Origin of the sequence: Pseudofrankia coriaricola (genome assembly GCF_032027725.1) — a bacterium.
Taxonomy (GTDB): domain Bacteria; phylum Actinomycetota; class Actinomycetes; order Frankiales; family Frankiaceae; genus Pseudofrankia.
In genome coordinates this window covers 110,203-133,962 of the sequence record NZ_JASNFO010000003.1, presented here as the reverse complement: position 1 = coordinate 133,962, position 23,760 = coordinate 110,203, and the positions used below count along the sequence as shown (strand labels likewise).

The 23,760-nt window shown below is 72.0% G+C and carries 23 protein-coding genes; 11 read left to right on the top strand and 12 right to left on the bottom strand.

What is annotated here, in order from left to right; all coding sequences use genetic code 11:
- Positions 1-182 precede the first annotated feature (182 nt).
- The 8 genes from QOZ89_RS04400 to QOZ89_RS04365 form a co-directional block, all read right to left on the bottom strand.
- Positions 183-956 carry an ABC transporter ATP-binding protein gene (locus QOZ89_RS04400; protein WP_083417962.1) on the bottom strand — a complete coding sequence of 258 codons (774 nt, stop codon included), beginning with the start codon at positions 954-956 and terminating at the stop codon, positions 183-185.
- Positions 953-1,717, bottom strand: a complete 765-nt coding sequence (locus tag QOZ89_RS04395; RefSeq protein ID WP_071046178.1) for an ABC transporter ATP-binding protein — start codon at positions 1,715-1,717, stop codon at positions 953-955. The genes QOZ89_RS04400 and QOZ89_RS04395 overlap by 4 nt, the downstream gene beginning before the upstream one ends.
- Positions 1,714-4,044 (bottom strand): ABC transporter permease, encoded by a 2,331-nt coding sequence (locus QOZ89_RS04390; protein WP_083417961.1) that lies wholly within the window; start codon positions 4,042-4,044, stop codon positions 1,714-1,716. The genes QOZ89_RS04395 and QOZ89_RS04390 overlap by 4 nt, the downstream gene beginning before the upstream one ends.
- 3 nt (positions 4,045-4,047) lie before the next feature.
- The gene (locus tag QOZ89_RS04385) at positions 4,048-4,611 is read right to left on the bottom strand and encodes a hypothetical protein (RefSeq protein WP_071046177.1); all 564 of its coding nucleotides are present in this window, start codon (positions 4,609-4,611) and stop codon (positions 4,048-4,050) included.
- 330 nt (positions 4,612-4,941) lie between these two features.
- On the bottom strand, positions 4,942-5,259 hold the full coding sequence (locus tag QOZ89_RS04380) for a hypothetical protein (RefSeq protein ID WP_312623023.1): 318 nt from the start codon (positions 5,257-5,259) through the stop codon (positions 4,942-4,944).
- A gap of 119 nt (positions 5,260-5,378) precedes the next feature.
- On the bottom strand, positions 5,379-6,440 hold the full coding sequence (locus QOZ89_RS04375) for an NAD-dependent epimerase/dehydratase family protein (RefSeq protein ID WP_083417960.1): 1,062 nt from the start codon (positions 6,438-6,440) through the stop codon (positions 5,379-5,381).
- Positions 6,441-7,964: a helix-turn-helix domain-containing protein gene (locus tag QOZ89_RS04370; RefSeq protein ID WP_312623022.1), complete on the bottom strand. Its 1,524-nt coding sequence runs from the start codon at positions 7,962-7,964 to the stop codon at positions 6,441-6,443.
- Between the two features lie 274 nt (positions 7,965-8,238).
- Positions 8,239-8,514: a hypothetical protein gene (locus QOZ89_RS04365; protein ID WP_312623021.1), complete on the bottom strand. Its 276-nt coding sequence runs from the start codon at positions 8,512-8,514 to the stop codon at positions 8,239-8,241.
- Between the two features lie 426 nt (positions 8,515-8,940).
- Here QOZ89_RS04365 and QOZ89_RS04360 point away from each other — a divergent pair, with 426 nt between their 5' ends.
- The 8 genes from QOZ89_RS04360 to QOZ89_RS04325 all read left to right on the top strand — a co-directional run bounded on the left by QOZ89_RS04360 (position 8,941) and on the right by QOZ89_RS04325 (position 15,343).
- Positions 8,941-10,353 carry a nicotinate phosphoribosyltransferase gene (locus tag QOZ89_RS04360; protein ID WP_071046174.1) on the top strand — a complete coding sequence of 471 codons (1,413 nt, stop codon included), beginning with the start codon at positions 8,941-8,943 and terminating at the stop codon, positions 10,351-10,353.
- A gap of 658 nt (positions 10,354-11,011) precedes the next feature.
- Complete coding sequence (locus QOZ89_RS04355) at positions 11,012-11,746, top strand: NUDIX hydrolase (RefSeq protein WP_071046173.1); 735 nt, start codon at positions 11,012-11,014, stop codon at positions 11,744-11,746.
- Positions 11,747-11,820: 74 nt separating this feature from the next.
- Complete coding sequence (gene clpS, locus QOZ89_RS04350; protein ID WP_071046172.1) at positions 11,821-12,111, top strand: ATP-dependent Clp protease adapter ClpS; 291 nt, start codon at positions 11,821-11,823, stop codon at positions 12,109-12,111.
- A 16-nt stretch (positions 12,112-12,127) separates the two neighbouring features.
- Positions 12,128-12,727 (top strand): DUF2017 domain-containing protein, encoded by a 600-nt coding sequence (locus tag QOZ89_RS04345; protein ID WP_241841409.1) that lies wholly within the window; start codon positions 12,128-12,130, stop codon positions 12,725-12,727.
- Between the two features lie 330 nt (positions 12,728-13,057).
- Positions 13,058-13,552 (top strand): M67 family metallopeptidase, encoded by a 495-nt coding sequence (locus tag QOZ89_RS04340; protein WP_491677100.1) that lies wholly within the window; start codon positions 13,058-13,060, stop codon positions 13,550-13,552.
- A 47-nt stretch (positions 13,553-13,599) separates the two neighbouring features.
- On the top strand, positions 13,600-13,731 hold the full coding sequence (locus tag QOZ89_RS04335) for a putative leader peptide (RefSeq protein ID WP_274536475.1): 132 nt from the start codon (positions 13,600-13,602) through the stop codon (positions 13,729-13,731).
- 275 nt (positions 13,732-14,006) lie between these two features.
- A complete protein-coding gene (locus QOZ89_RS04330; protein WP_312623020.1) occupies positions 14,007-14,357 on the top strand; it encodes a MoaD/ThiS family protein in 351 nt (116 codons plus the stop codon).
- 38 nt (positions 14,358-14,395) lie between these two features.
- Complete coding sequence (locus tag QOZ89_RS04325) at positions 14,396-15,343, top strand: PLP-dependent cysteine synthase family protein (RefSeq protein WP_312623019.1); 948 nt, start codon at positions 14,396-14,398, stop codon at positions 15,341-15,343.
- A 164-nt stretch (positions 15,344-15,507) separates the two neighbouring features.
- Here QOZ89_RS04325 and QOZ89_RS04320 read toward each other — a convergent pair whose 3' ends face one another.
- Positions 15,508-17,481 (bottom strand): primary-amine oxidase, encoded by a 1,974-nt coding sequence (locus QOZ89_RS04320; protein ID WP_312623018.1) that lies wholly within the window; start codon positions 17,479-17,481, stop codon positions 15,508-15,510.
- Between the two features lie 216 nt (positions 17,482-17,697).
- Here QOZ89_RS04320 and QOZ89_RS04315 point away from each other — a divergent pair, with 216 nt between their 5' ends.
- The 3 genes from QOZ89_RS04315 to QOZ89_RS04305 all read left to right on the top strand — a co-directional run bounded on the left by QOZ89_RS04315 (position 17,698) and on the right by QOZ89_RS04305 (position 21,201).
- A complete protein-coding gene (locus QOZ89_RS04315; protein WP_312623017.1) occupies positions 17,698-19,233 on the top strand; it encodes a DUF2867 domain-containing protein in 1,536 nt (511 codons plus the stop codon).
- Positions 19,234-19,663: 430 nt separating this feature from the next.
- Positions 19,664-19,990, top strand: coding sequence for a PadR family transcriptional regulator (locus QOZ89_RS04310; protein ID WP_312623016.1), 327 nt, complete (start codon positions 19,664-19,666; stop codon positions 19,988-19,990).
- Entirely contained in the window at positions 19,987-21,201 is a 1,215-nt protein-coding gene (locus QOZ89_RS04305) for a serine/threonine-protein kinase (protein WP_312623014.1), read from the top strand. The genes QOZ89_RS04310 and QOZ89_RS04305 overlap by 4 nt, the downstream gene beginning before the upstream one ends.
- A 252-nt stretch (positions 21,202-21,453) precedes the next feature.
- Here the strand turns inward: QOZ89_RS04305 and QOZ89_RS04300 are convergent, their stop codons facing one another.
- The 3 genes from QOZ89_RS04300 to QOZ89_RS04290 form a co-directional block, all read right to left on the bottom strand.
- Complete coding sequence (locus QOZ89_RS04300) at positions 21,454-22,344, bottom strand: 1-aminocyclopropane-1-carboxylate deaminase/D-cysteine desulfhydrase (RefSeq protein WP_071046166.1); 891 nt, start codon at positions 22,342-22,344, stop codon at positions 21,454-21,456.
- 144 nt (positions 22,345-22,488) lie between these two features.
- The gene (locus tag QOZ89_RS04295) at positions 22,489-22,668 is read right to left on the bottom strand and encodes a site-specific integrase (RefSeq protein ID WP_071046165.1); all 180 of its coding nucleotides are present in this window, start codon (positions 22,666-22,668) and stop codon (positions 22,489-22,491) included.
- 213 nt (positions 22,669-22,881) lie between these two features.
- The gene (locus QOZ89_RS04290; protein WP_312623013.1) at positions 22,882-23,679 is read right to left on the bottom strand and encodes a tetratricopeptide repeat protein; all 798 of its coding nucleotides are present in this window, start codon (positions 23,677-23,679) and stop codon (positions 22,882-22,884) included.
- Positions 23,680-23,760: the final 81 nt, after the last annotated feature.

Below are 23,760 nucleotides of genomic sequence, written 5' to 3'. Positions count from 1 at the left end.
TCCGCGAAACCAGGCCACAGCTCGTGACGGCGCATCAGCGCGGTGCCAACCCGGCCATGTCGTCGGCCCGGACCCAGCCGGGCCACCGTGATACGCCTGTGCCCGGAACCACGTGCGAGGGCGCTCAGCGCCCGAGGGCGCCGCCCGGTTGCGGGCGCGGAGCGTCCGGCAACGGGAGCGCCTTAGGCGTGCGCGAGCTCCGCGGGGTCGCCGACGAAGGAGCGCTCGCCGCGGTGCAGGACGTAGGCGAGGTCCGCCATGCCGAGCGCGGCGTCGGTGTACTGGTCGGCCAGGATGACCGTGGTACCGGTCGCGGCGACGGTCGAGAGCCACTCGAACAGCTCGGCGGCCACCTTCGGCGACAGGCCCAGCGAGAGCTCGTCGACCATCAGCACACTCGGGCGGGCGAGGAGGGCGCGAGCGAGCGCGAGCATGCGTCGCTCGCCGCCCGACATGGAGCCGGCTCGCTGGGGCAGCCGGTCACGCAGCTTCGGGAACGCCTCCAGCGCCGGCGTGATGTCCGGGTGCCCGGTGGCCTCGGCGACGACGAGCAGGTTGTCGCGTACCGAGAGGCTCGCGAACACGGCCCGCTCGTCCGGTACCAGCAGGAGGCCGCGACGTGCCCGGTCGACCGTGGACATCTTGGTGATGACCTGGTCGCGCCAGGTGAGCGTGCCGCTGCGCAGAGGCACCAGCCCGGCGAGCACCCGAAGCGTCGTGCTCTTGCCGGCACCGTTGACACCGAGCAGCGCGGTCACCTTGCCGGACGGGATGACGAGGTCGAGGCCATGCAGCACCTCGACGACGCCGTAGCCGGCGCGGGCACCTGACAGCCGCAGCTCGATGCCGTCAGGGGCCGGGGCGCCGCCCGCGCGCGCCGCCGCGGCGGCGGCCGCCAGCGCGCTGGCGGACGAGCCGGCCGCGATGGCGGCGGACGATGAATCCGGAGCGGTCATGCCTTCGTTCCCTGCGCGAGGTAGACGGACTGGACGGTCGGGTCGGCGCGGACCGCCGCCGGGCTGCCGTGGGCGACGACCCTGCCGCCGACCATCGCGTAGACCTGGTCGCACACGGTGAACACGAGGTCGACGTCGTGGTCGACGAGCACGATCGCCACACCGTTGGCGGCGATCCGGCGCAGCAGCTGGGAGAACCGCTCGGTCTCGGCGGCGTCGAGGCCGCTGGCCGGCTCGTCGAGCAGCAGCACGTCCGGATGGGTGCACAGCGCCCTGGCGCACTCGGCCAGCCGCAGCGCTCCCGTGGGCAGCGACCCGGTGATCACGTTGGCCACGTCGGTCAGGCCGAGGGATGCCAGCATCTCGTCGACGACCTCGTCGTGCCGCGCGTTGCCGCGTATGCCGCGGCCGAACAGGCCGCCGGCATAGTCCCGGCGGCGGTTCTCGACGCCGACCAGCAGGTTGTCCCGCACGGTCATGCTGGTGAACAGCGACGGCACCTGGAACGTCTGCACCAGCCCCAGCCGGGAACGCTTGTCGGGGCGCAGCTTGGTGATGTCGCGGTCGCCGAGCATCACGGCGCCCTCGTCGGGCTGCTCGACGCCGGTGAGGAGGCTGAACACCGTCGACTTGCCGGCACCGTTCGGACCGATCAGCCCGGTGATCAGCCCGGGCGGCGCGGACATGTCGACGTGGTCGACGGCGGTGAGCCCGCCGTAGCGGCGGACGAGGCCGACGGCGCGTAGTTCGGCGCGGCTCACCGCCGGCCTCCTTCCAGGTGGTTGCTGCTCGAGGCGGCCGGCACGGAGCCCGCTGGCTGGCCGGCGGCCGGGCGGGAACCGCTCGGCGTGACCTGGCCGGCGGCCGGCGCGGGGATCAGGTCGGCTGCGCCCGTGGCCCCCGCGCCCAGCGTGCCGAGCAGTGCCCGGCCGAACGAGGTGAGCGTAAGCCCGCGCTCGGCCGCCACCCGCTCGGCGGCCTCGATGCCCGTCGTGCCGGCGGCCAGCGGGCCACTGACCCAGACGGCCGCCGGGGCCGTGGCGGAGGCTCCAGCCGGATCGGCGTCGCCCATCCGGGAGGTCTGCTGGGAGGCCCAGGTCGCCGCGTCGGCCGGTACGGCGGGGCGGGGAATCGCCGCGCCGAGGCCCGCCGGGACCGGCGTCCGCCGCGTGGGGCGGGGCAGCTCCTCGGGCTCGACGAACTGGTCGGCGAGGCGCTGCGCCACGAACCGCACCAGGCCGCGGACCGCCGAGGCGAGGCCGCCGGGCAGCCAGCTCAGCGAGAGCGCGAGGATGCCGATCGCCAGCGTCGACGAGCCGGACGGGGCGAGCACGTCGATCGCGACGATCAGGGATGCGCCGATGATCGCGCCGACCGCGCTGTCCGCGCCGAACACCACCATCGCGGTGAACCACAGCAGGCTCTGGATCGGCTGGAAGGTCGTCGACGAGAACGATGAGGCGCCCTGCACCAGCAGCGCGCCGCCGAGGCCGGCGACGACCGAGGACATGGTGAACGCGATCAGCTTGAGGTTGCGCACGTCGACGCCGACCGCCGCCGCGCCGCCGCTGTTGTCGCGCACCGCGAGCAGCGCGCGGCCCAGCCGGCCGCGGTGCAGGCTGCGCACGGCGAGCAGGCCGAGGCCCAGACCGACCAGCTCGATGATGTAGAACGCCTTGTCGTTGAGCTGCCAGCCGCCCAGGTACAGCGCGTTGACGTAGAGGCCGCTGGAGAACTTGGGCTGCTCGAAGACGAACTGGCTGACGACCGCGCCGACGGCGAACGTGGTCAGCGCGAGGGTGAGGCCTCGCCGGCGGATCGCCGGGTAACCGGTGATCAGGCCGACCGGGGCGACGAGGATCGCGCCGACCAGGATCGCGAGCAGCCCCGGCAGCCTCGGCAGGCCGAGAAAGTCGCCGTTCGCCAGCTTCAGCGAGAACAGCGCGCCAAGGCCCGCGTAGCCGGCGACCCCGAGTGACACCTGCCCGCTGTAACCGGTGACGATCACCATCGACAACAGGATCAGGGCGACGGCCGGGACGTCGAAGGCCGAGCGCAGGTCGGCTGGCCGGAACAGCAGCGGCGCGAGCAGCATGATGAAGCCCGCGAGCTTCCAGACCAGGTCCTTGCTGCGTTCCTCGACCGTGCCCGCCGCGTCGGGTGCGCCACGGCTGGAGAACCGGCCGGCCGAGCCGGCGTCACCCAGCTCCCGCAGCTTCGGAATGGCCAGCAGCAGCACCAGCAGGGCGACGACGAAGAGGTTCGACTCGAGCGAGCGGTAGACGTCCGCGAACTGGCCGTCCACCTTGAACTGGGTCAGCTCGCTCTGCAGGATGCCGATCGCGAGGCCCGCGAACACGGCGATCGGCAGGCTCGCGAGGCGCGCGGCGACGACGACGGCGAACGTCTCCAGCACGACGAGCGACAGCCCGTACGGGGAGAGCTGCAGCCGGGGCGCGAGCAGCACGCCGGTGAACCCCGCGAGCGTCGTGCCGAACGCCCAGCCGACGGCGGCGACCCGGTCGGCCGGCACCGAGGACAGCTCCGCGAGCTGGCGGTCGTCGACGACGGCCCGCATCTGCCGGCCGAACTTGGTGCGGTTCTGCACCACCCCGAGCGCGACACAGCAGACGACGATGAGGACGAGCGTGCTGATCGTGTCGACACCGATGCGGTGCCCGCTGATCCCGACCGACTTGTTCGGGAACAACGGCGGGGTGTCGTTCTTGGAGCCGAGCCCCCAGATGCCGGCGCACATGCCCAGCGTCAGCACCAGCACGCCGAGGCTCGCGACCAGTGACTCGGCGGCGGAGGCGCGCCGCCGGGCGAGCGGACGGAAGACGAACCGCTCCAGCAGCAGGCCGAGCAGGGGCGACAGGATGGCGAGCGCGATCACGGCCGAGAGCCACTTGGGCAGGCCCCACTCGACCGCCATCTGCCGGTACACGTAGGCGACCAGGGCCGCGATGCCGCCCTGGGCGAGGTTCAGGACGCCGTTGGTGCGGTAGGTGACCAGCAGGCCGATGCCGGACAGCGCGGCGATCGCGCCGATGGCGAGGCCGGCGATCGCCAGGTCGACGCTGATCATCGGTTAGCCGACCAGGATCGGCGCGCAGACCGAGCACGGCGAGAGGCCCCGCCCGGTCACCTGCGACGCCTCGACCCGCTGGGCGGCCTTACCCGCCAGCAGCTCGCAGCCGGGCCGGTGGAAGGTGCGCCCGCCTGGCACCGCGTAGACCGAGCCGTCGTCGGCCGCCTGTGCCGGCGACTGGACGGCTGGCGCCGCCGTGGGCGCGCTCGAGGGCGCCGCCGGGGCGGCGTTCGCGGCGGCGACCACCAGGGCGTGCAGGTCGTCGACCTGCGTGGCGAGGCGCCCCGCAGCGGCCGTCGCGCGGCTGGCCTGCGTCGACTCCAGCCGGTCGGCGATCAGCAGGCCACTGCCGACGAGCACAAGGGCCAGCCCACCGAACCCGCCGGAGACCACGTAGGGCAGCTGGAGCCCCGGGTCGGTCTCGCCCGAGACCCCCAGGTAGCAGCTGAGCAGCAGGACGGCGCCCGCCGCGATCACCACCCAGCCTCGTAGCGCCCGGACGACGTCCACCACCAGCCGCGAGGTGGTTCGCGACTCCGTCGCGCCAGAGCTCTGTTCGTCCACCTTGTTCCCCCAGGAACGTGTTCATCCGGAAGCCGGGCGGGACAGTCCGCCGGTCCTCCGCCAAGGCGACCCACATAGCGACACGCGGACACGCGCGCCGGGGAGATCGCCAGCCATTAGACGCCAGATTAGTGTGCGGAGGTGGCGACGTGTGCCCATGGGGGTGGTCGAGCGGAATCGCGTATACGACTGCTCCGCCTGCCGACCAGCGACTTCGCCGGAACCGGTCGCCTTCATGACGCTGTGCGATCTCCTGCCGGGCCCGCCCCCCGTGGCCGTCCTCGCCCGCGGCCCCGCGGAGACGGTCCGGGAGGTCACGGACCGTCCGCGTCAGCTGGGGTGGCGGGGGTGCGGCGGGGCGAACGCGAAGGCGGCGGTGGCGGTGGCACGCGGTGCGTCGTCATCGTCGATGGTGTTGGCGGTGCCCGCCGTCTCGGCCGGCGCGGGGAAGGGCGCGCAGTAGTCGGCCCAGACCCGGCGGCGACTGTGGCGGCGGCGGTCCTCGACCTCGAGCGGCGCGGGCAGCGCGCTCAGGGCCACCTGGAGGTGCGCCCACTCGTGGGCGGTCTCCCAGGCGGTGAAGGAGCCGAGGTGCTCTCCTTCGTGGTCGTAGACGTGGTACGGACGGCTCACTCGGGCGGCAGGCACTGGATCGTGACCTTCCGCGTGCTTCCAGAGGCAGCTGGTCATGGGCCTCGCTTCCGTCGCGACGACAACGACCTTTCCAGGGTTCCGGCGGCCGAGGGCGACGGTCCAAGGCCCTGACGTCATAGCGGTGCGGTTCTTCTCACATCGGTGTGGGCGCCCGTCGCGCCGCCCACGTCGCCCCCTACACCACCGCCGTCTAACGGGTTGTGCAGGAGCGACCATCGCCACGCGTCGGCGATGATCTGGTCGAGCTTCGAGTGGCGGGGCTGCCAGCCCAGCTCGGCGCGGATCCGATCGCTGTCGACCACCAGGGCCCGCGGCTCGGTCACCGGCGGGCCGAACTCCCGGCGTACCGGCCGCCCGGTCACCCGCTCCACGGTGGCGAGCACCTCGTTGACGGACACGCCCGCCCCGCCGCCCACGTTGTAGACGCGTCGCTCGCCGGGCGGGACGGCCGCCAGCGCCAGCGCGTACGCCTCGGCGACGTCGCGTACATGCACGTACTCGCGCAGCGCCCGCCCGTCACCGTTGATCCGGAAGGTGTCCGTCCGGCCCGCGGCGACCAGCAGCGCGGCCGGGATGATCCTGGTCGTGTCGCGGTCGACATGCCCCGGCACACCGCCGGACACGTTGAACGAACGCAGCACGACGGCGCCGATCCGGCCGGTGGCCGCCTGGTGGGCGATCGCGTGCTCGGCCGCGAGTTTCGAGGCGGCATACGGGTGCACCGGCTCCGGCGGCTGGGACTCCGGGACCGGGGCCAGGCCGGGGTCGCCGTAGACCGTGCCGGTCGAGCCGAACACCACCACCGGGCGCGGCCCGCCCACCACGACGCCGCGGTCGAGCGCCACGAGCAGGTTGACCGTCCCGGTCACGTTGGTCTCGAAGTAGCGCAGCGGCTCGTCACGCGACTGGCGCACCCGGGTCAGGGCCGCCAGGTGACAGACCCCGTCAAAGCCTCGGTCCAGGCCCGCCTCGGCCAGCGAGCGCGGGTCGAGCAGGTCGGCCACGACGACCTCGATGCTCCGCCGAAGTGCCGGCATGTTCTCGGCCGGCTCGCCACGGCGGACCAGTGCGGTCACCTGGTGCCCCCGTGCCGCGAGCAGGTCGGCGACGACCCCCCCGATGAACCCGCCAGCCCCGGTGACCAGGATCCGTGAGCGTCCCCCGCGAGATGGCACTCAGGACGCCGCTCGAAGCCGAAGCCCCGGCAGCAGCTGTTCGCGGTTGCGCCAGGCGAGCTCCAGGCAGGCGGCCGCGGCCGGCGCGAGCGGCTCGCTGTCGATCAGTCTGCGCAGGGTGGCGTAGGTGAACGGGATGCCATCGGCGACGGCGCGGTGCGGCCCCGCGGAGACGACGGTGCCCTCCGCGTTGCTGTGCACCATGTCCGCGAACAGCGCGTCGAACGTGTCGGCCTCGATGACGACGACGGTGAGGATCTCGGCGAACAGGGTCAGCGCGTCGACGCCGACGCCGAAGCAGGACACCCGCACCCGGCCGTCGCGCCGCGCCTCGTCGAAGGTGCGGAACGGCTCGTCCGCGTCGTAGTCGATCGGGGCGGACGAGTTGCCGTCGTGCTCGGTGTTGCCCAGCAGCTCCTCGGACAGCTCGCGCATGATGTTGCGCCACAGGTCGAAGTCGGCGCGGTGGTGGAACGGGGTGATGCCGGACGGCTGGAAGACCCCGGCCGGGATGACGTGGTAGACGCCGCCCGCGGTGGCCACCGACCCGGCGCTGCGCCGGTGCAGCAGGAAGCTCGCCGAGTCGCGGTCGGCCCGGATGGTCAGCGTGTTGACCGACGGCAGCACCGGCCGGCTGGCCAGGTCGAACGGGTCGCCGACGCGGCGGCGGAACGGCAGCGACGGCCAGGCGAGGCCGCCGGACATCATCGCGGCGGCGGTCTCGTGCGCCACCGTCTCGCAGACGTCGACGGGGTCGAAGTAGGTGGTGTGGCCGAACGTGAGCATGGGGCGCCCGGCGTCGTGGCCGCCGGACCGCGCCCCGCCGCTGGTGAGGCGCCGCGGAGCGTCCTCGTCGCAGTCGATGTCCACGAGCCGGAAGCTCAGCCTGTTCTCGAACAGGGTGGGCCGGTCCAGGTCGCGCATCGCGCGGGTGTAGCGCTGGTAGCGCACGTACGGGCCGCCGTCGGCGATCAGCGGACGGGCGCCGTCGGTCTCCGGCTCACCTCCGGTGAGGACCGGCTCGGGGACGTCGTCGGTCCAGCGCAGCCCGACCTCGTCGATGTCCAGCGGGCGCGGCCAGATCCAGCCCGGCCTGGCCAGCAGGCCGGAGAAGAGGCGGTATGGCTCCGGGTAGAGGCCGGAGGCGGCCTTGGCAAGCTTGATCCGGTTGCGGTTGAGGGTGTCCCGGGTGACCCTCCAGGCGCGCTGGCTCGCGGCCGCCTGCTCGGTGAACGCGTCCCGCGCGGCGTCCCGGCGCCGGTCGCTGAGCGTGCCGGGGGCGAGGCCGACGTCCTCGGGCGAGAGGTCGAGGTGGCGGGCGATGTGGCGCAGCGTCGAGATGTCGTGGATCGCCCGCCGGCCGCTCTCGACCTTGGAGACATACGACTGGTCGAAACCCAGCTGGTCAGCTAGTTGCTGCTGGGTGAGGCCGTGCGCCTGCCGGTAGGCGCGAAGCAGCTGGCCGACGCCGACGGGAGCAGGGGTCGGCCGTGGCGGCGTCCACAGCCAAGTCTGACCGGTCACCCGGTGTCCTCTCGGGTCGTAGCTGGGTTACAGGATGTGAGCCTAACTAGTCGGGCATCTGCAGGCGCATCGGACAATTGGTACATACATCCGGGGAGGGTGGCCGTAGTGGTGCGGATCGCCGACTGCCCACACGGGCGGATGCGATGGAGACCCACCGGGATCCCGTCGTGGCGAAGGGCCCGCGCCGTCGACCACTGCGTCACCTTCATCAGGTGTCCGTCGATGTCCCGGTGTTCCCGAGATGTTTTGTTGCTTTTTAGTTGTTGACGGGTCACTTGTTCGGGATGCCATCCGCCAGGTCGAGGAAGACGACGACCACGATGGCCACGGCGACCCAGCGCAACAGGCCCATGCGGCCCCAGATCTCACGCGCGAGGCTTCTTCCGGCCCTGCCACCGAGCACCAGCAGGGCAAACAGCGCCCCGCCGACGACGACCAGAAATACCCCCGCATAGTTCCCGTGCACGGTCACAACGATCGCATGCCGCCCTCCGCGGACGGTCACGTCATCCGGGACCACGCCGTCGACCGCGACGCTGGGCGGCACGATCCAGGACGGCGCGGGCGCTGGCCGACCAAATGAGGTGACCAGTTCATCAGCGCACGTCCGGTGGGCCCGCGCACGTCCTAGCCTGCCCGAACCCGCCCGGCTTTCGACCCGGCCCGCCCGTGTCGGGCGTGATCTCCCTGTGTGCTCCCCCCGCGTCGCCGCCGCGTGGCGTCGCCGAGGCCGCCGGAGGCCCATGGCGGTGGGCTTTTTCCGGTCGCGTTCCCGTCGCGCGCCCTGGGCGCCGCCCGCCCAGTCCAGACGGGCATGGCCGGGCTGAGCTGGGTCAACGCGCCGCGCCCGTGTCCCCGCCGACCCCTTGAACTTCGCGGCGCCAGCCCTGGCTGGTGAGGACACATCGGGGCGGCGCCCGCTGTTCGGACCATTCCCGCGCGTCAAGGCGTGGGGATACCTACCCTGGTCCGGATGTCCACGGCGCTTCTTACAGATCATTACGAGCTGACGATGCTCCGCGCTGCCCTGAAATCGGGTGCCGCCGGGCGACGGGCCACCTTCGAGGTGTTCGCCCGGTCACTGCCCGCCGGCCGCCGGTACGGTGTCGTCGCCGGTACCGGCCGGCTGCTGGAAGCGCTCGCTGACTTCCGGTTCGGCCCCGACGAGCTGAGTCTGCTCACCGGCACCGGCGTCGTCGACGCCGAGACCGCCGACTGGCTCGCCGGCTACCGCTTCTCCGGGGAGATACACGGCTTCGCCGAGGGCGAGCCCTACCTGCCGGGAACCCCGGTGCTGGTGGTGGAGGGCATGTTCGCCGAGTGCGTGCTGCTGGAGACGCTGACGCTGTCGGTGCTCAATCACGACAGCGCGATCGCCGCCGCCGGCGCCCGGATGGTGCAGGCCGCCGGCGGCCGGCCGCTCATAGAGATGGGCTCCCGGCGCACCCACGAGGAGGCCGCGGTCGCCGCCGCCCGGGCGGCCTACCTCGTCGGTTTCGACGCCACCTCGAACCTGGAGGCGGCCAGGCGCTGGGGCGTGCCGACCAGCGGCACCGCCGCCCACGCGTTCACGCTCATCCACGCGACCGAGCGGGACGCCTTCGCCGCTCAGGTGGCCACCCTCGGTGCCGGGACCACCCTGCTCGTTGACACCTACGACACGCGGGAAGGCATCGCGGCGGCGGTCGCCGTCGCCGGCCCGGGCCTCGGCGCCATTCGCATCGACAGCGGCGACCTGGCCGCCGGAGTGCGCGCGGCCCGCGCCCAGCTCGACGCGCTGGGCGCTACCGGGACCCGCGTCATCGTCACCGGGGACCTCGACGAGCATGGGATCGCCCGGCTCGCCGGTGTCCCCGCCGCGGGCTACGGGGTGGGCACCAACCTGGTCACCGGCGCCGGCGCGCCCACCGCCGGCTTCGTCTACAAGCTGGTCGAGGTCGATGGCCGCCCGGTGGCCAAGACGTCTGTCGGCAAGGCCACCCGCGGTGGCCGCAAGGAGGTGCTGCGCCGGCACGACGCCGACGGAGTCGCGGTCGTCGACCTGGTGGTGCCCGCCGGGTACCGCCCCGGCGGCAGCGGCGCGGGCGGCCAGCGCACGACGGGCGGCCAGGCCCGCGCGGCTGACGGGCTGCCGGCGGCGGCGCTCGACGGGCCGCTCCCGCCGGTCCTGGCCCCTGGCCACCTGGGCGCCCCCGGGTATGACCGGCCGCTGCTGGTGCCGCTGGTGCACGCCGGCACGCCGGTGGACGCCGCGTCGACCGGCGCGACGGGGCTGCGCCGCGCCCGCGAGCACCATCGCGCCGCGATCGCGGACCTGCCCGCGCACGCCCGCTCCGTCACCTTCGGCCAGCCCTGCCTGCCGGTCATCAGCGCCGTCCCACAGTGACATTGGTTCGCTCCGTGCGGGCGCGGCGCTACGGCCCCTTGCTCGCCCGGCGGCTCGCAAGGGACCTCCGCGCCGCGTCCTCCTCCGCTCACGGGCGCTCCGGCGCGCCTCCGCGCCCAGCCCGGTCCCCTGACGCTGGAACGTCACCAAACCGGGTCCGGACTCCCGGTGACTTCGCTTCGCCCGTAGCCGGGCCTCCGCATAGGCGCGCCTCCGCGCCCAGCGCGGTTGCGTTGCGTGGCAACGTCACCAACCCGGAACCGGCCCTGATCCGAAGTCAGAGCCGTAGGGAACCGCTGCTCGGCCGTGAAGCCCACCGCACGAGCGCAGCGAAGTGCCCCCCGCGGCCCGTGCCCTGCCCGGTTTCCGTGACGCTCCAGCGGCGGGTGACCGTGCTGGGCGCGGAGGCACACCTCCGCGGAGGCGTGCCTACGAGCGAAGCGACATAGGCGCGCCGCAGCGGAGGTCGCCGCAGCGCCCGTGAGCGGAGGAGGACGCGGCGCGGAGGTGTCGTCCGAGCCGCCAGGCGAGGACGGCGCCGGAGGGCCGTGCCCGCACGGAGCGAACCATGTCAAACCTTCCCGCCCGACCCCGTCCGACTCCGGCGCTCGTGGGACGGGCCTCCGCGAGGCGGCAGGCCGTGCGAGAAGCTGGATCGGTGAGCCCAGCGACGACCCGCGACGAAGGGGGAGCCACGGAACACGGCCCGCCGAGCACCAGCGTCACCGTCGACGTCGTGCTGCTGACGCTGCGGGCGGGGCGGCTGTGCGTGCTCGTCATCCTGCGCGACGAGCCCCCCTTCCAGGACTACTGGGCGCTGCCGGGCGGCTTCGTGGGTGCCGACGAGGACCTGGACTCCTCGGCGCGCCGCCAGCTCGCCGAGGAGACGGGCGTCACCACGGCGGGCCACCTGGAGCAGCTCTACACCTACGGTGACCCGGGACGAGACCCGCGCGCCCGCGTCGTCAGCGTCGCCTACCTGGCGCTGCTGCCGAACCTGCCGCAGCCGGAGCCGGGCCGGCGCGGCCAGCAGGCACGCTGGTGGCCGGTCGAGGACCTGGACTCGCCGGAGGGCCCGACACTGGCCTTTGACCATCCACGCATCGTCGCCGACGGGGTGGAGCGGGCACGGAGCAAGCTCGAGTACACGCCGATGGCGGCGGCCTTCTGCGAGGAGCCGTTCACCCTCGCCGACCTGCGCCGTGTCTATGAGGCCGCGTGGGGGGTGAGCCTGGACCCGCCCAACTTCCGGCGCAAGGTGCTCAGCACGCCGGACTTCGTCGTCCCCGTCGGCGCGGTCAGCTCGCCACGCGGCGGCGGCCGTCCCGCCCAGCTCTACCGTCGCGGTTCCGCGACCGCTCTCTACCCTCCGCTGCTGCGTCGCTCCGTATAGCGACCCGCCCAGGTGTCGGTGTGGAGCTCCCGCCCGACGGGAAGGCAGCCGCGGAGTGCGTAACAATAGGGATCGTGACCGCAACGACCGTCTCACCCGCCGACGTCGAGGAGATCGACGAGGAGCTCAGCGACGACCGGCCGTGGGTCACGGTCGTCTGGAACGACCCGATCAACCTGATGTCGTACGTGACCTACGTCTTCCAGAAGCTGTTCGGCTACGACAAGGCGACGGCGCGCAAGCTCATGCTTGACGTTCACCACAAGGGCAGAGCGTCGGTGAGCAACGGCACCCGCGACGAGATGGAGCGCGACGCGGCCCGTCTGCACACCTACGGCCTCTGGGCGACCGTCATACAGGATTAGCTGGCTCGTGAGTTCGATGCGCCCCCAGAGCTGGGGCATACCGCTGGATGGGGACGGGAACGTGGGGTTCTACTACAGGTTCCCGGACTGCTTCCGGCGGACGGCCGACGGCGTGGAGCTGCGCCTGCCTCGCTGGGAGGGCACGATCCTCGCCGAGCTGGTGCGGCTGATCGACGGGATGCTGGAGCCGCCGCCGGTCGACGACCCGCTGGAGGCGCTCGTCGGCCTCCGCGACACCGCCCCGCCGCCGCCCGAGGACCCGGCCCTCGCCCGCCTGCTGCCCGACCCGTACCCGGAGGACCCGCTGGCCTCCGGCGACTTCCGCCGCCGCCGCACCGACGACGCGCTGGCCCACAAGCGGGCCGCCGCCCGACGGGTGCTCGCGACCCTGCCCGGGCCCGACGAGGTGCTGCTGCTCGACGAGGACGCCGCCCAGGACTGGCTGACCACGCTGAACGACCTGCGCCTCGTGCTCGGCACCCGGCTCGGCATCACCGACGACGACTACCTCGACGAGCTCGGCGAGCTGCCGCCCGACGACCGGCGCGCCCCGTTCGTCGAGATGTACGAGCTGCTGACCGCCCTCGTCGACAACCTCGTCCGCGCCCTCTTCTAGGGCGCTCCCGTTGCCGGACGCTCCGCGCCCGCAACCGGGCGGCGCCCGGGGTCCCTGCCGGATCGACGGAGCTTGCGGAGTCGATCTGGGAGGTCCGCGGGCGCTGAGCCTGACCTCCCAGATCGGCTTCGCCGATCCGGCAGGGACCCTGCTCCCCACGTGGTTCCGGGCCCTGGCATATGGCGGTAGTCAGGCTGGGTCGGGCTGACGACGTGGTTGGCAGACCTCCCAGATCGGCTTCGCCGATCCGGCAGGGACCCCGGGCGCCAGCGCCGATGCGCCGTCACTGGCTTTGGCTGGGTGGCGTGGACGGCTCGCCAGATGCGGGCGGTGGGCGCCCTCCCGGGGCTCGCGCGGTTCCGGGCCCTGTCGACTGGCGGGCAGGCGCGTGGGATGTCGGCGGCGGGTAGCTTGTTCGGCGTGCTGCGAATTGAGCGCGCCCTGCATCAGGCGATCGTCGACCATGCGCGCCGTGACCACCCGGACGAGGCCTGTGGTGTGATCGCCGGCCCGGCCGGCTCGGACACGCCGGCCCGGTTCGTCGCGATGGAGAACGCGGAACGTTCGCCCACTTTCTACCGGTTCGACTCGATGGAGCAGCTGCGCGTCTGGAGGGAGATGGACGACAGGGACGAGGAGCCCGTCGTCATCTACCACTCGCACACCGCGACCGAGGCATACCCGTCGCGCACGGATGTGTCGTACGCCTCCGAGCCGGGCGCGCACTACGTGCTGGCCTCCACCAGGGAGCCGGACGTCACCGAGTTCCGGTCATTTCGGATCATCGACGGCGCCATCACGGAGGAGCCGGTCGAGATCGTCTGAACCGCTGTCCACGGTGGTGGTGTCATATCTGTGCAACGATGGCTGCTATGACAGCGCCCCGCCACCCGATGCGGCCATACGCCGCGGTGGCCGAGGGCGTTCCGGAACTGCGCCTGGTCGCGCGTCTGTACGTCGACCTGCTCCGGGTGGCCAGCGCCAGCTGTCGCGGCGCGCACTGACCTTCGCCGCGGTCGCCCGCGCCGCCGGGAAGCGAAGGCAGCGCCGACGGTGTTCCGGCTAGGGATCGCCGAAGACGCGATCATCTCCCTGGCCGCGGGCCCCCGAGGCCCAGAACCCTGAAACACTGGAGGCCGCTCGCCGCGCCGGTCAGGCCGTCCGGCCGCGAGCATGGACGCTGGTTACTACGTGTACGTTTCGCGCCCGGACGCGCCGGGCGCGCCGCCGCCGCCCGCGGGCGAGAGGCGCGAGTGAACCGAGGGAGACGAGGAACACCATGGCAGTCAAGGTCCGCGTGCCGACCATCCTGCGCACCTACACCGGCGGTTCGAAGCTCGTGGAGGGCACGGGGGACACCCTCGGCGCGTTGTTCCTCGACCTCGACACCCGCCACGAGGGTCTCCGCGGCCGCCTGGTGTCCGGCGATGGCGCGGGCGAGCTCCACCGCTTCGTCAACGTCTACATCAACGACGAGGACGTCCGCTTCCTCGGCGGCCTCGACGCGAAGCTCCCCGACGGCGCCGAAGTCACCATCCTGCCCGCCGTCGCTGGCGGCTCCGCAAGCTCCGCGATGATGCCAGCGACTTTGGGCGAGGTCACCATCCTGCCCGCCGTCGCCGGCGGCTGACCGCGGGCCGCGAGCAGGTCACAGATCGGTAGCAGATCATGCGTTACGACTCCCTGGTGAGCTCCGTCGGCCGGACACCGCTCGTCGGCCTGCCGAGGCTGTCACCGTCCGCGGACGTGCGGCTGTGGGCCAAGCTGGAGCAGGACAACCCCACCGGCTCGATCAAGGACCGGGCAGCGCTGTGGATGGTGCAGGACGCCGAGAAGCGCGGCGTGCTCAGCCCCGGCGCGACGGTGTTGGAGCCGACATCCGGCAACACCGGGATCTCGCTGGCGATGGTCTGTCGCCAGCGTGGCTACCGCCTGATCTGCGTCATGCCGGAGAACACCTCCATCGAGCGCCGGCAGCTTCTGGCGATGTGGGGCGCGGAGATCATCTACTCGGCGGCGGCGGGCGGCTCGAACGAGGCGGTCGCCGTCGCCAAGCGGCTGGCGGCGGAGCACCCCGACTGGGTGATGCTCTACCAGTACGGCAACCCGGCGAACGCGCAGGCGCACTACGAGACGACCGGCCCGGAGATCCTTGAGGACCTGCCGAGCATCACCCACTTCGTCGCCGGCCTCGGCACCACGGGCACCCTGATGGGCACCGGTCGCTACCTGAGGGAGCGCGTGCCGGGCATCACGGTCGTCGCCGCCGAGCCACGCTACGGCGAGCTGGTCTACGGCCTGCGCAACATCGACGAGGGCTTCGTGCCTGAGCTCTACGACCCGGCGGTGCTGACGTCGCGGTACTCGGTGGGCCCGAAGGAGGCGCTGCGGCGTACCCGCGAGCTGGTCGCCGAGGAGGGCATCTTCGCCGGCATCTCCTCCGGCGCGATCCTGCACGCCGCGCTGGCCCAGGCCGACCGCGCCGTCAAGGAGGGCAAGCGCGCGGACATCGCGTTCATCGTCTGCGACGGCGGCTGGAAGTACCTGTCCACGGGCGCCTACGCGGGAACGTTGGAGGACGCGGAAGCGGCCCTGGAGGGCAAGCTCTGGGCCTGACCGGGCCGTCGAGTCAGGGGCTCCAGAGCTGGTCGACCGGCATGACGTGGATGCGGTCTTCGCAAGGTGTAGGCGCGGGGGCCGAGGTAGAACGTGACGCCGGCGAGGAAGGCGTCGCCTGAGTCAGATGATCCGAGGCATGCGGGCCGGATGATCTGAACCACCTAAGCTGGAGATTCCTCACCCGAGTGGCAGCAGGGGCCGCCGCTGTGCCTGGGGGTGTTCGCCGGGACGTTCAGCGCGGGGTTGCGGTCGAAGAACCCGTACGGGATCAGCGCGAACTTGGCGTAGTCGACCGGCATGACCGGCCAGTCCTCGGGCCGCGGGAAGTGCGTCACGCCGAAGGTGTGCCAGATGACCAGGTCGGCGCCGTCGAGGTCGCGCCCGGCCGCCTGGTAGGCGGGCAGACCGTCGCCACCCGGGTTCTGGTTCACGAACTCGCCGGCCGGGTAGCGCTCGTTCGGTGAGTAGGCGGTCACCCAGACCTGCCTGGTGGCGTAGGCGGCGCGCCTGGTCACCGACGCGCCCGGGTCGGCCAGCAGCGTCGGGTTCTGCTCCGCCTTCAGGAGGTATGCGGTCGGCTGCCCCAGCCGGTTGGTGCGCTCGGTGCTGACGATGTGCCAGGCCCGGCCGGTGGATGCGTCCGCCGACCGCGCGGCGTCGGCTTCCGAGGCGATCCGCGTCCTGGAGTAGGTGAACGCGTTCCCCCACGGGTTGGACTCGCTCACAGGCACGCGGACGGCCTCGACCTCGTCCACGGCGTTCAACGGTCCATCGACCATCATGTCCAGCCGGGCGCTGAACAGGTGCTGGTGGAACGGCGCCCCCAGCCCCGGCGCGACCTCGGTCGCGTACGGCCACTCCTCCATCCCCTTGTAGGCGGACGGGAAGAGGATGCCGGTCAGCTTGGCCTCGCACTCGATCTTTCCGTCGAGGTAGAGGTACCAGTAGAAGCCGTAGTCGTAGTTACCGACGGTCGTGAAGAACGAGACCACCAGGCGGCGTTGGCGGCGCACCTCCGAGACGCCCTCGACGAAGAGGTCCGTGTGCTTCCAGAGCGTGCCGAAGTCCTCCTCGTGCATGCAGACCGCGTTGCCGATCGTCTGCGGGTTGCCGAACTCGTCGGCGAGCGTCACGTCGAAGTACCTGATCTCGCCAAGGCAGTCGCAGCCGAGGCGGAGGCTGTTCGCGAAACGGCCGAAGATGTACTCGCCGGTGTCGAAGTAGTTCTGCCAGTAACGGGTGGGCGACGGGTCGGCGTACGGGACCACCATCTCGGCGATCGAGGCCCGGTAGATCACGGGCCGCACCTCGCCGCCGTGGTCGGGGTCGGCGAAGGCGAGGTTGTGGAGGACCAGCCCCTCGCGGGCGTCGAAGCCGATGCCGAACGACCAGTTCGCCCAAGTGACCCGGTCGCCGTCGACGATGAACGATGGGCCCTCGGGCTGGGTGATCTCAATCGGCTTGAGACCCGCCAGCGGCGCCGGGCGGCCCTCCTCCAGGTGGAACTTGCTGGGCTCCGGCGGCACCGGCAGCATCTCCGCGTCGAGGACGCGGATGACCTGCCTGGCGATGACGTCCACATACGCGCACAGGCCGTCCACCGGGTGCGCCCACGGGTGGTCGGCCGGGTCGGACGACTGGAAGGCGAAGACGCGGATGATCCGCCTGCCTTCCTCGCCGGGGTTCTCGTAGTGGCCGGGTGACAGCGGCACGGTTGCCACCTCGTCGGCCGCGAGGCCCCGCCTGGCGAGCGCGGCGACCCACCCGTCGTCGGCCCGCACGATCGGGTCGATGGAGGCGAACTCGTCGATGAGGATCGGCAGCTGACCTCGGGACGGATGGACCGGGGCAGCCGTGACGGCACGCGTCGCGAGGTTGACAGTCGCGTCCAGGGACGCCCCGGACGCGGTGTCCAGGAGGAACACCCTGGCACGCCGGTCGGGGACGGGTCCCGTACCGGCGAGCGCCGCGAGGACCTCGGTCTTGTGCGGCTCGAGCAACCCGACATAGGCGAACCGGGTCGACTCCGTGACGTGCCCCGCGTCACGCAGCAGCTGGCTCGCGAGCCGGATCTCCTCGGCGGACAGGCTCGTCAGCGGCGTGCCGGTGACGCGGCCGGTGATCTGGACGGTCATGGCGGTCCCCTGTTCGGAGATGGTTTCGATGACTGCTCGGAGACGATCTCGTGTCGGCTCGTCGCCCGGACGAACCGGCTCAACCAGCGTCGGACCGCGACGTTCCACCCACACTTCGGCGACGCAAAGATCTGGCGGCCCCGCCGAGAAGGCCATGCCAGGGGCGCCGACGGCCGGCGGAGGGTCGAAGGAGCCGGAGGCGGGAAGCGTCACGGCATGAGATGCGTGGTGGTCGGCGCGACCGGCTACGTCGGTAGTCGCCTCGTCCCCGAGCTGCTCGACCGGGGGCACTCGGTGCGGGCCGGCGCCCGCAACCCCGCCAAACTGGCCGACGCGCCCTGGCGCCACCGGGCCGAGCTGGTCGCGGCGGATCTCACCGACGCGGACCAGATCGCCGCCGCCCTGGCCGGGCAGGACGTTCTCTACTACCTGGTCCACTCCTTGCACCAGCGCGATTTCGTCGAGCGCGACCGCGCCGCCGCCCACACGGTCGCGGACGCGGCCCGGCGGGCCGGTGTACGACGGATCATCTATCTGGGCGGAATCAGCCCGTCCGGGCAGGAACTGTCCCCGCACCTTGCCTCCCGTGCGGAGGTCGGGCGGATCCTGCTCGACTCCGGGGTGCCGACGGTCGTGTTGCGGGCCGCCGTCATCATCGGCTCGGGGTCGGCCAGCTTCGAGATGCTCCGCTACCTCACCGAACGACTACCGGTTATGATCACGCCACGCTGGGTGCGCACTCGCGTCCAGCCGATCGCCATCCAGGACGTGCTGTACTACCTCACCCGCACCGCCGACCTGATGCCCGCCGAAGTCAGCCGTGGCTTTGACATCGGCGGTCCGGAAGTCCTGACGTACTGGGAGATGATGAGGCGATACGCCGCGGTCGCGGGCCTTCCTCGCCGGGTCGTCGTCCCGGTGCCACTGCTCACGCCGTGGCTGTCCGCCCAGTGGGTCAACCTCGTGACGCCGGTACCGCACAGCATCGCTGTCCCGCTGATCTCGTCGCTCGTCCACGAGGTCCGCTGCCATGACCGTGACATCGCCGCCCACGTCCCGGATCCGGCTCGCGGCCTGATCGACTACGACCAGGCTGTCTCGCTCGCACTGGCCAGGACCCGGGAGACGGCCGTTCCCTCCCACTCGTCGCGGGCCACGGCGCAGGCGGGGCCCCCACGACCGCCCTCCGACCCGCTGCCCACGGATCCCGACTGGTCTGGCGGCACCGTCTACCAGGACGTACGAGAACTCGCCACCGCCGCGGATGCCGAACGGCTGTGGCAGGCCATCGAGACCGTGGGCTATGAGTACGGCTGGTGCCCTCTTCCGGTCACCTGGTCGCCCCGGAGATGGATCGACCGGCTCGTCGGGGGCGTCGGGACGCGCCAGCGCGAGCAGGTCGCGCATGGCCAGGACGGCCAGGGCGGTCCGCACCGCCAGGGCGGCCTGCGTGTCGGCGAAACCCTCGACTGGTGGCGCGTGGACGATGTCGAACGGCCACGCCGGCTGCGGCTGCGCCCGAGACTGCGCCTGCCGGGCCGCGCGTGGCTCGAACTTTCCGCGGCGCCGAGCGCCCAGGGTTCCGTCTACCGGCAGCGCGCGATCTTCGAACCTCACGGTCTCGCGGGCCACCTCTGCTGGAAGTCCCTCGCGCCGCTCCACGGCGTCACCCTGGGCCGGATGGCGCGTGACATCACCGACCTGGCGGAGCATCCGGCGCCGACGTGGCAGTCGGCGTGGCAGTCATGGTGACGACGCTGGCGGCCTTCACCGCTGGCGGTTTGTACCCGGGACCTCCGGGTGCACGACAACCCGATGCTTGCGGCCGCCGCCCACGAGGGCACCCGGCGGGACGGCCCAAGCCTGGGGCGTGGGCGCATCGGGGTTGCCAGCCAGTGGTGCAGGAAGAGGGTCTCCGCTGCCACGGGCGGTGGCCCGGGCGCGGGTGTCGCGCCTCTGACGCCGGACCGCGGGCACCGCCGGTCAGGTCTGCGCGAGTGAGATCCGCGCTGGGGACGCCCACACGATCAGGGGTCAGAGATAGGACTTCGGGGCCGAAACGCTGGGGTGGCGCACCAGCCACGAAGTAATGCGGTCCGTCGGTGCGGCCGGGAGCGAGACATACCGACAAGGCGCCTGGCGGAAGCCTGACACGCTAACTCTGACTGTGTAGAGTTAGTGCATGACCCGGACCCGACGCCCGTCCGCGCAGGCCACGGCGGTGGTGCTGGCGCTGGCGGAGAAGCCCACCGCCTGGCGGTACGGCTACGAACTGTGCCAGCAACTGGGCATCAAGCCCGGCTCGATGTACCCGATCCTGATGCGACTGACCGACCGGGGCCTACTGGAGACCACCTGGGACACCGACGTCCCCCCCGGCCGGCCACCACGCCACCTGTACCGGCTGACCGGCTCCGGCCGGGTGCTCGCCACCGAACTCGCCGCCGCCCCGACCATCACGACGGCGCCCCGACGGTCCGCTTCGAAGGTGGGGTGGCAGGGCGCATGAGCTGGACCCTGCGCACGTTTCAGACCGCCACGACCTGGGTCATCGTCGTGGTGTGGGCGGTGTTCTACGGTGTCGCTCTCGCGCATGCCAACCCGCTACCCGCGCCCGACACCGCCGTCGTGTTCCTGGTACTCCCGCCGCTGCTGTGGGTGCTCGCCGCACGGCTCGCGCTGCACCACTGGTGGTCCGCGACCGGCTCCCAGATGTCCACGATGGACCCGCCCCAGCGGTTGCTCACGGCCGCGGTCGCCGCGCTACCCGAACGCCGCCGCGAGTGGGGTAGAGCGATGACCGCCGAGCTGGCCGAGGTAGATGGGCGTTCGGCCCGGTGGCGGTTCGCGCTCAGCAGCGTCCGGGCCACGCTGTCGCTGCGCCCAGCCGGCGGCTGGCCGGTACTCGCGCTCATGGCCGGGCTGCTCGTTGCCTCGGTCGCGGCCACCGGGCCGGCGGTCGGCGCCGCGGTGCCCGGACTGAGGGCGTTCGCGATGACCTTCACGGGGCTGGTCGGTGCTCTGGTGATCCTGGCCGCCGCCCGCTCGCGCCGGCCACGGCTGCCAGCGCCGGCTCCGAGCGTCCTGGTGACCGCCGGCGTGGCCGCGTCGATCACCGCAACCGTGATCTTCCTGCGCCGGGAGCCGACCGCGGCCGAGTACCTGCCGCCAGCGGCGGCCGCGTATCTCGCCGCCGTGCTGGCCGGCTGCCTGTGGGTCGCACTGGCAGCGCCGCGGTGGCTGGGCACCGACCGGCTCGCACCCCACCTCGGCACCGCCGCCGCTGTCGTGTTCGTGGCCTGGTTCCTGCTGGTGATCCGCAGCGACGGCACGCAGCCCCCGCTCCCGCTCGTGCTCGCACTCGCGCTCGTGCTCCCGCTCGCACCGGTCGCCGTCTTCCTCGTCCCGGCGTTCGCGGCGAGGCGGGCCGGCCGGTCGTTCCGCTCGGGCCTAAAGGCCGCCGTCTGGATGGTGACCGCCGTCACGCCACTCACCTACGCCCTCTGGCTGTCCGAGGGGCTGCGCCGTCACGCGATCGACGGCACGCTACTCACCGGCGAGGGCGAGCCAGCCGCCGTCGGCGCGAACCTGACCGACGCCCTGGTATTCGCCCTCGGCATCTTCCCCGTGCTCGGCCTCACCATCGGCGTGATCGGCGCCGGTCTCGGAGCGCGGAAAGCACGCCCGCCCGCTGCCTCCCCACCACAATCCCCCACCTGATCTCTGCCCGGTACCTCGGATCCCCGTCCCGATCCCCGGACTGACCCCGGCGAGCACAACCCGCAGCTGACACACCGCCAGCGGCGGTGCGGCTGACGCCTCCGCGGTCACGGCCCGCCTACTTCTCGACCCCGTCCCAGCGCCGAACACCAGGCCGCCAATCGCGCCGGCGGCGGTGATCAACAGTGGAGACTGGACCCGGACCCTGGGTCAACCGGTCGGTGTCCGCGCGTACTGCCCGCGAGTATCACCTCAAGGTCTGACGACGTCCTCGCATCGGCCAGTGATGATCGCGACGACGGTCGAGCTGGCCGGGATCCGCCCGTCGGCGACCATCGCGAACAGGCCGTACATCATCTTCGCGACGTACACCCATTCCAGGACCAGTCCGTGTCGGTCGGCGAAGTCGTCGATGAAAGCGTCCAGCGCCGGCGTGCGTCGGGCGTAGCCGCCGAAGTGGAACTCCTCGACCACGCGCCAGTTGGCGGTCGGATGGCCGAATGCGGCCCGCTGGAGCGTAGCGACCTCGTCGGCGAGGAAACCGCCGCCTTTAAGCACAGAGATCCCGATCGTCTGCCGGTCCGGAGCCAGGCCGCCGGCGAGGCCTGCGAGGGTACCGCCGGTGCCGACTGGGCAGACCACCATGTCGACGTCGGGGACCTGGCCGATGAGCTCGGCGGCCAGCTGGGCGCAGCCGGCGACCGCCAGTTCGTTGCTGCCGCCTTCGGGAAGCAGGTAGAACGGACCGAACTCGGCGGCGAGCTCGGCGATCAGGACCGGGTCTTGCTTGGCCCGGTAGCGGGTCCGGTCGAGGTAGGTCAGCCGCATCCCATGCTGCTCGGTTGCGCGAGCCAGAACCGGATTGAGCGGCAGGTGCTCCTCCCCTCGAATCACACCGACCGTTCGGAAGCCGAGGTGCCAGCCGGCCGCGGCGGTCGCTGCGATGTGGTTCGAATACGCCCCGCCGAACGTGAGCAGCGTGCCTGCGCCCTGCTCGGCGGCCGCGGCCAGGTTGCCGGCCAACTTCCGCCACTTGTTGCCTGGGAAGTCTGGGTGGATCAAGTCGTCCCGCTTGAGCAGGAGCCGCACCCCGCGCAGCCGGTCGTCGGACAGCTCGGCCACCGGCGACGGCACCTCAAGCACCGGCCTATGTTCCTCCGCCGGTCCGCCCACCTACCAAGCGTGCCATCCGCCAAGGCTGCCCTTGATGGGCGCCTCGACGCCGACCATCCGTGCGAGCGCGGAGATCCGCCGCGTCACTGAGTCCGGGAGCAGTTGGCAGGTGACCTAGTCGAGCGCGAGGGTTCGCTTCCGGTGAGTCTTGGTGGCCTTATGGAGCTTCTTGCCGCCCCGGACGGCGTAGTTCTGCGCGACCCGCATGGTTCCGGCGGCGAGGTCGAGGTTGTTCCAGCGGAGTTCGCGCAGCTCGCCGCGGCGCGCGCCGGCGGTGACTGCCAGCCACTCCATCGAGCGAAAGGATCACCAGTCAAGGCGCGGTCCTCATCGACGGCGATGTCCAACTTCAGCTACGCCGAATCACGACAGCGCTGGGGATCACCAACCCGCCCGAGGCCGGCCGGAAACAGGTACCCATCCCGCCGCGCCCGTGGGTTCTGGACCGAGGCGACGAGGTTGAGGTGGGCCTGTGTTCCCTGTTCCTGGTGCGCCGTTCGTCTTGCACTATTCGTGGTCGCCGGTTGCGTCGGGGACGACCGTCGTGCTTCGGAACTCGGCGAGCGTCGCTGTGACCCGCTCGGTTTCGGGTACTCCTATCCGCCGGTAGATCGTAAGTGCCCGCTGGAGGTGGTTGACACCATCCTCGGTATCGCGAGCGTGGATCAGGCACCGGCCGATTCCCTCCAGGGCACGCGCCTCCTCGAGAGGGTTATGCAGTTCACGGGCCAGGCGGAGGGCCTGATCGTGGCGTTCGCGCGCATCGTCTCGACTGGAGGAAACGAGTAGCAGCTCGCCTTGGCGGTTGAGGGCTTCTGCCTGGCCGAGTCGGTGGCCGAGGTCGCGGTAGAGGTCGAGGGCGTCGGTGAGGGTGGCGGTCGCGGCCGGGTAGTCGCCGGTCACGTGCTGCACAGCGCCGAGATCGTTGAGCGCCATGGCCTCGCCGAGTCGACGGCCGAGGTCGCGGTAGAGGCCGATGGCCTCGGTAAGGCTGGCAGTCGCGGCCGGATAGTCGTCGGTCAGCCTCTGCATGGCACCGAGATCGCTGAGGGCCCTCGCCTGGCCGAGCCGGTCGCCGTCGAGGCGTGCCGCCGTGACGGCGGTCTGATGTATGGCGAGGGCTTGGTCCCAGTGTCCCGCGCTTCGCAGGAAGGAGTACATCGCGGCGGCGAGGTGGTTGGCGTGGGCATACCGCCCGCTCGCGGCGGCGTGGTCCACGCTGGCGGTGAGATTGGGGCGCTCGGTTTCCAGCCAACGCCCTGCTCCGGGTGTCCACGTCGGGAACCGCGGCCGCGGAGTGGGCAAGCGGAGGCTCGGTAGGGTCGCTGCGCCACGCGATATGGCGGTTCGCGGCGGCCGCGGCGCGTAGGTAGTAGCTGTAGAGCC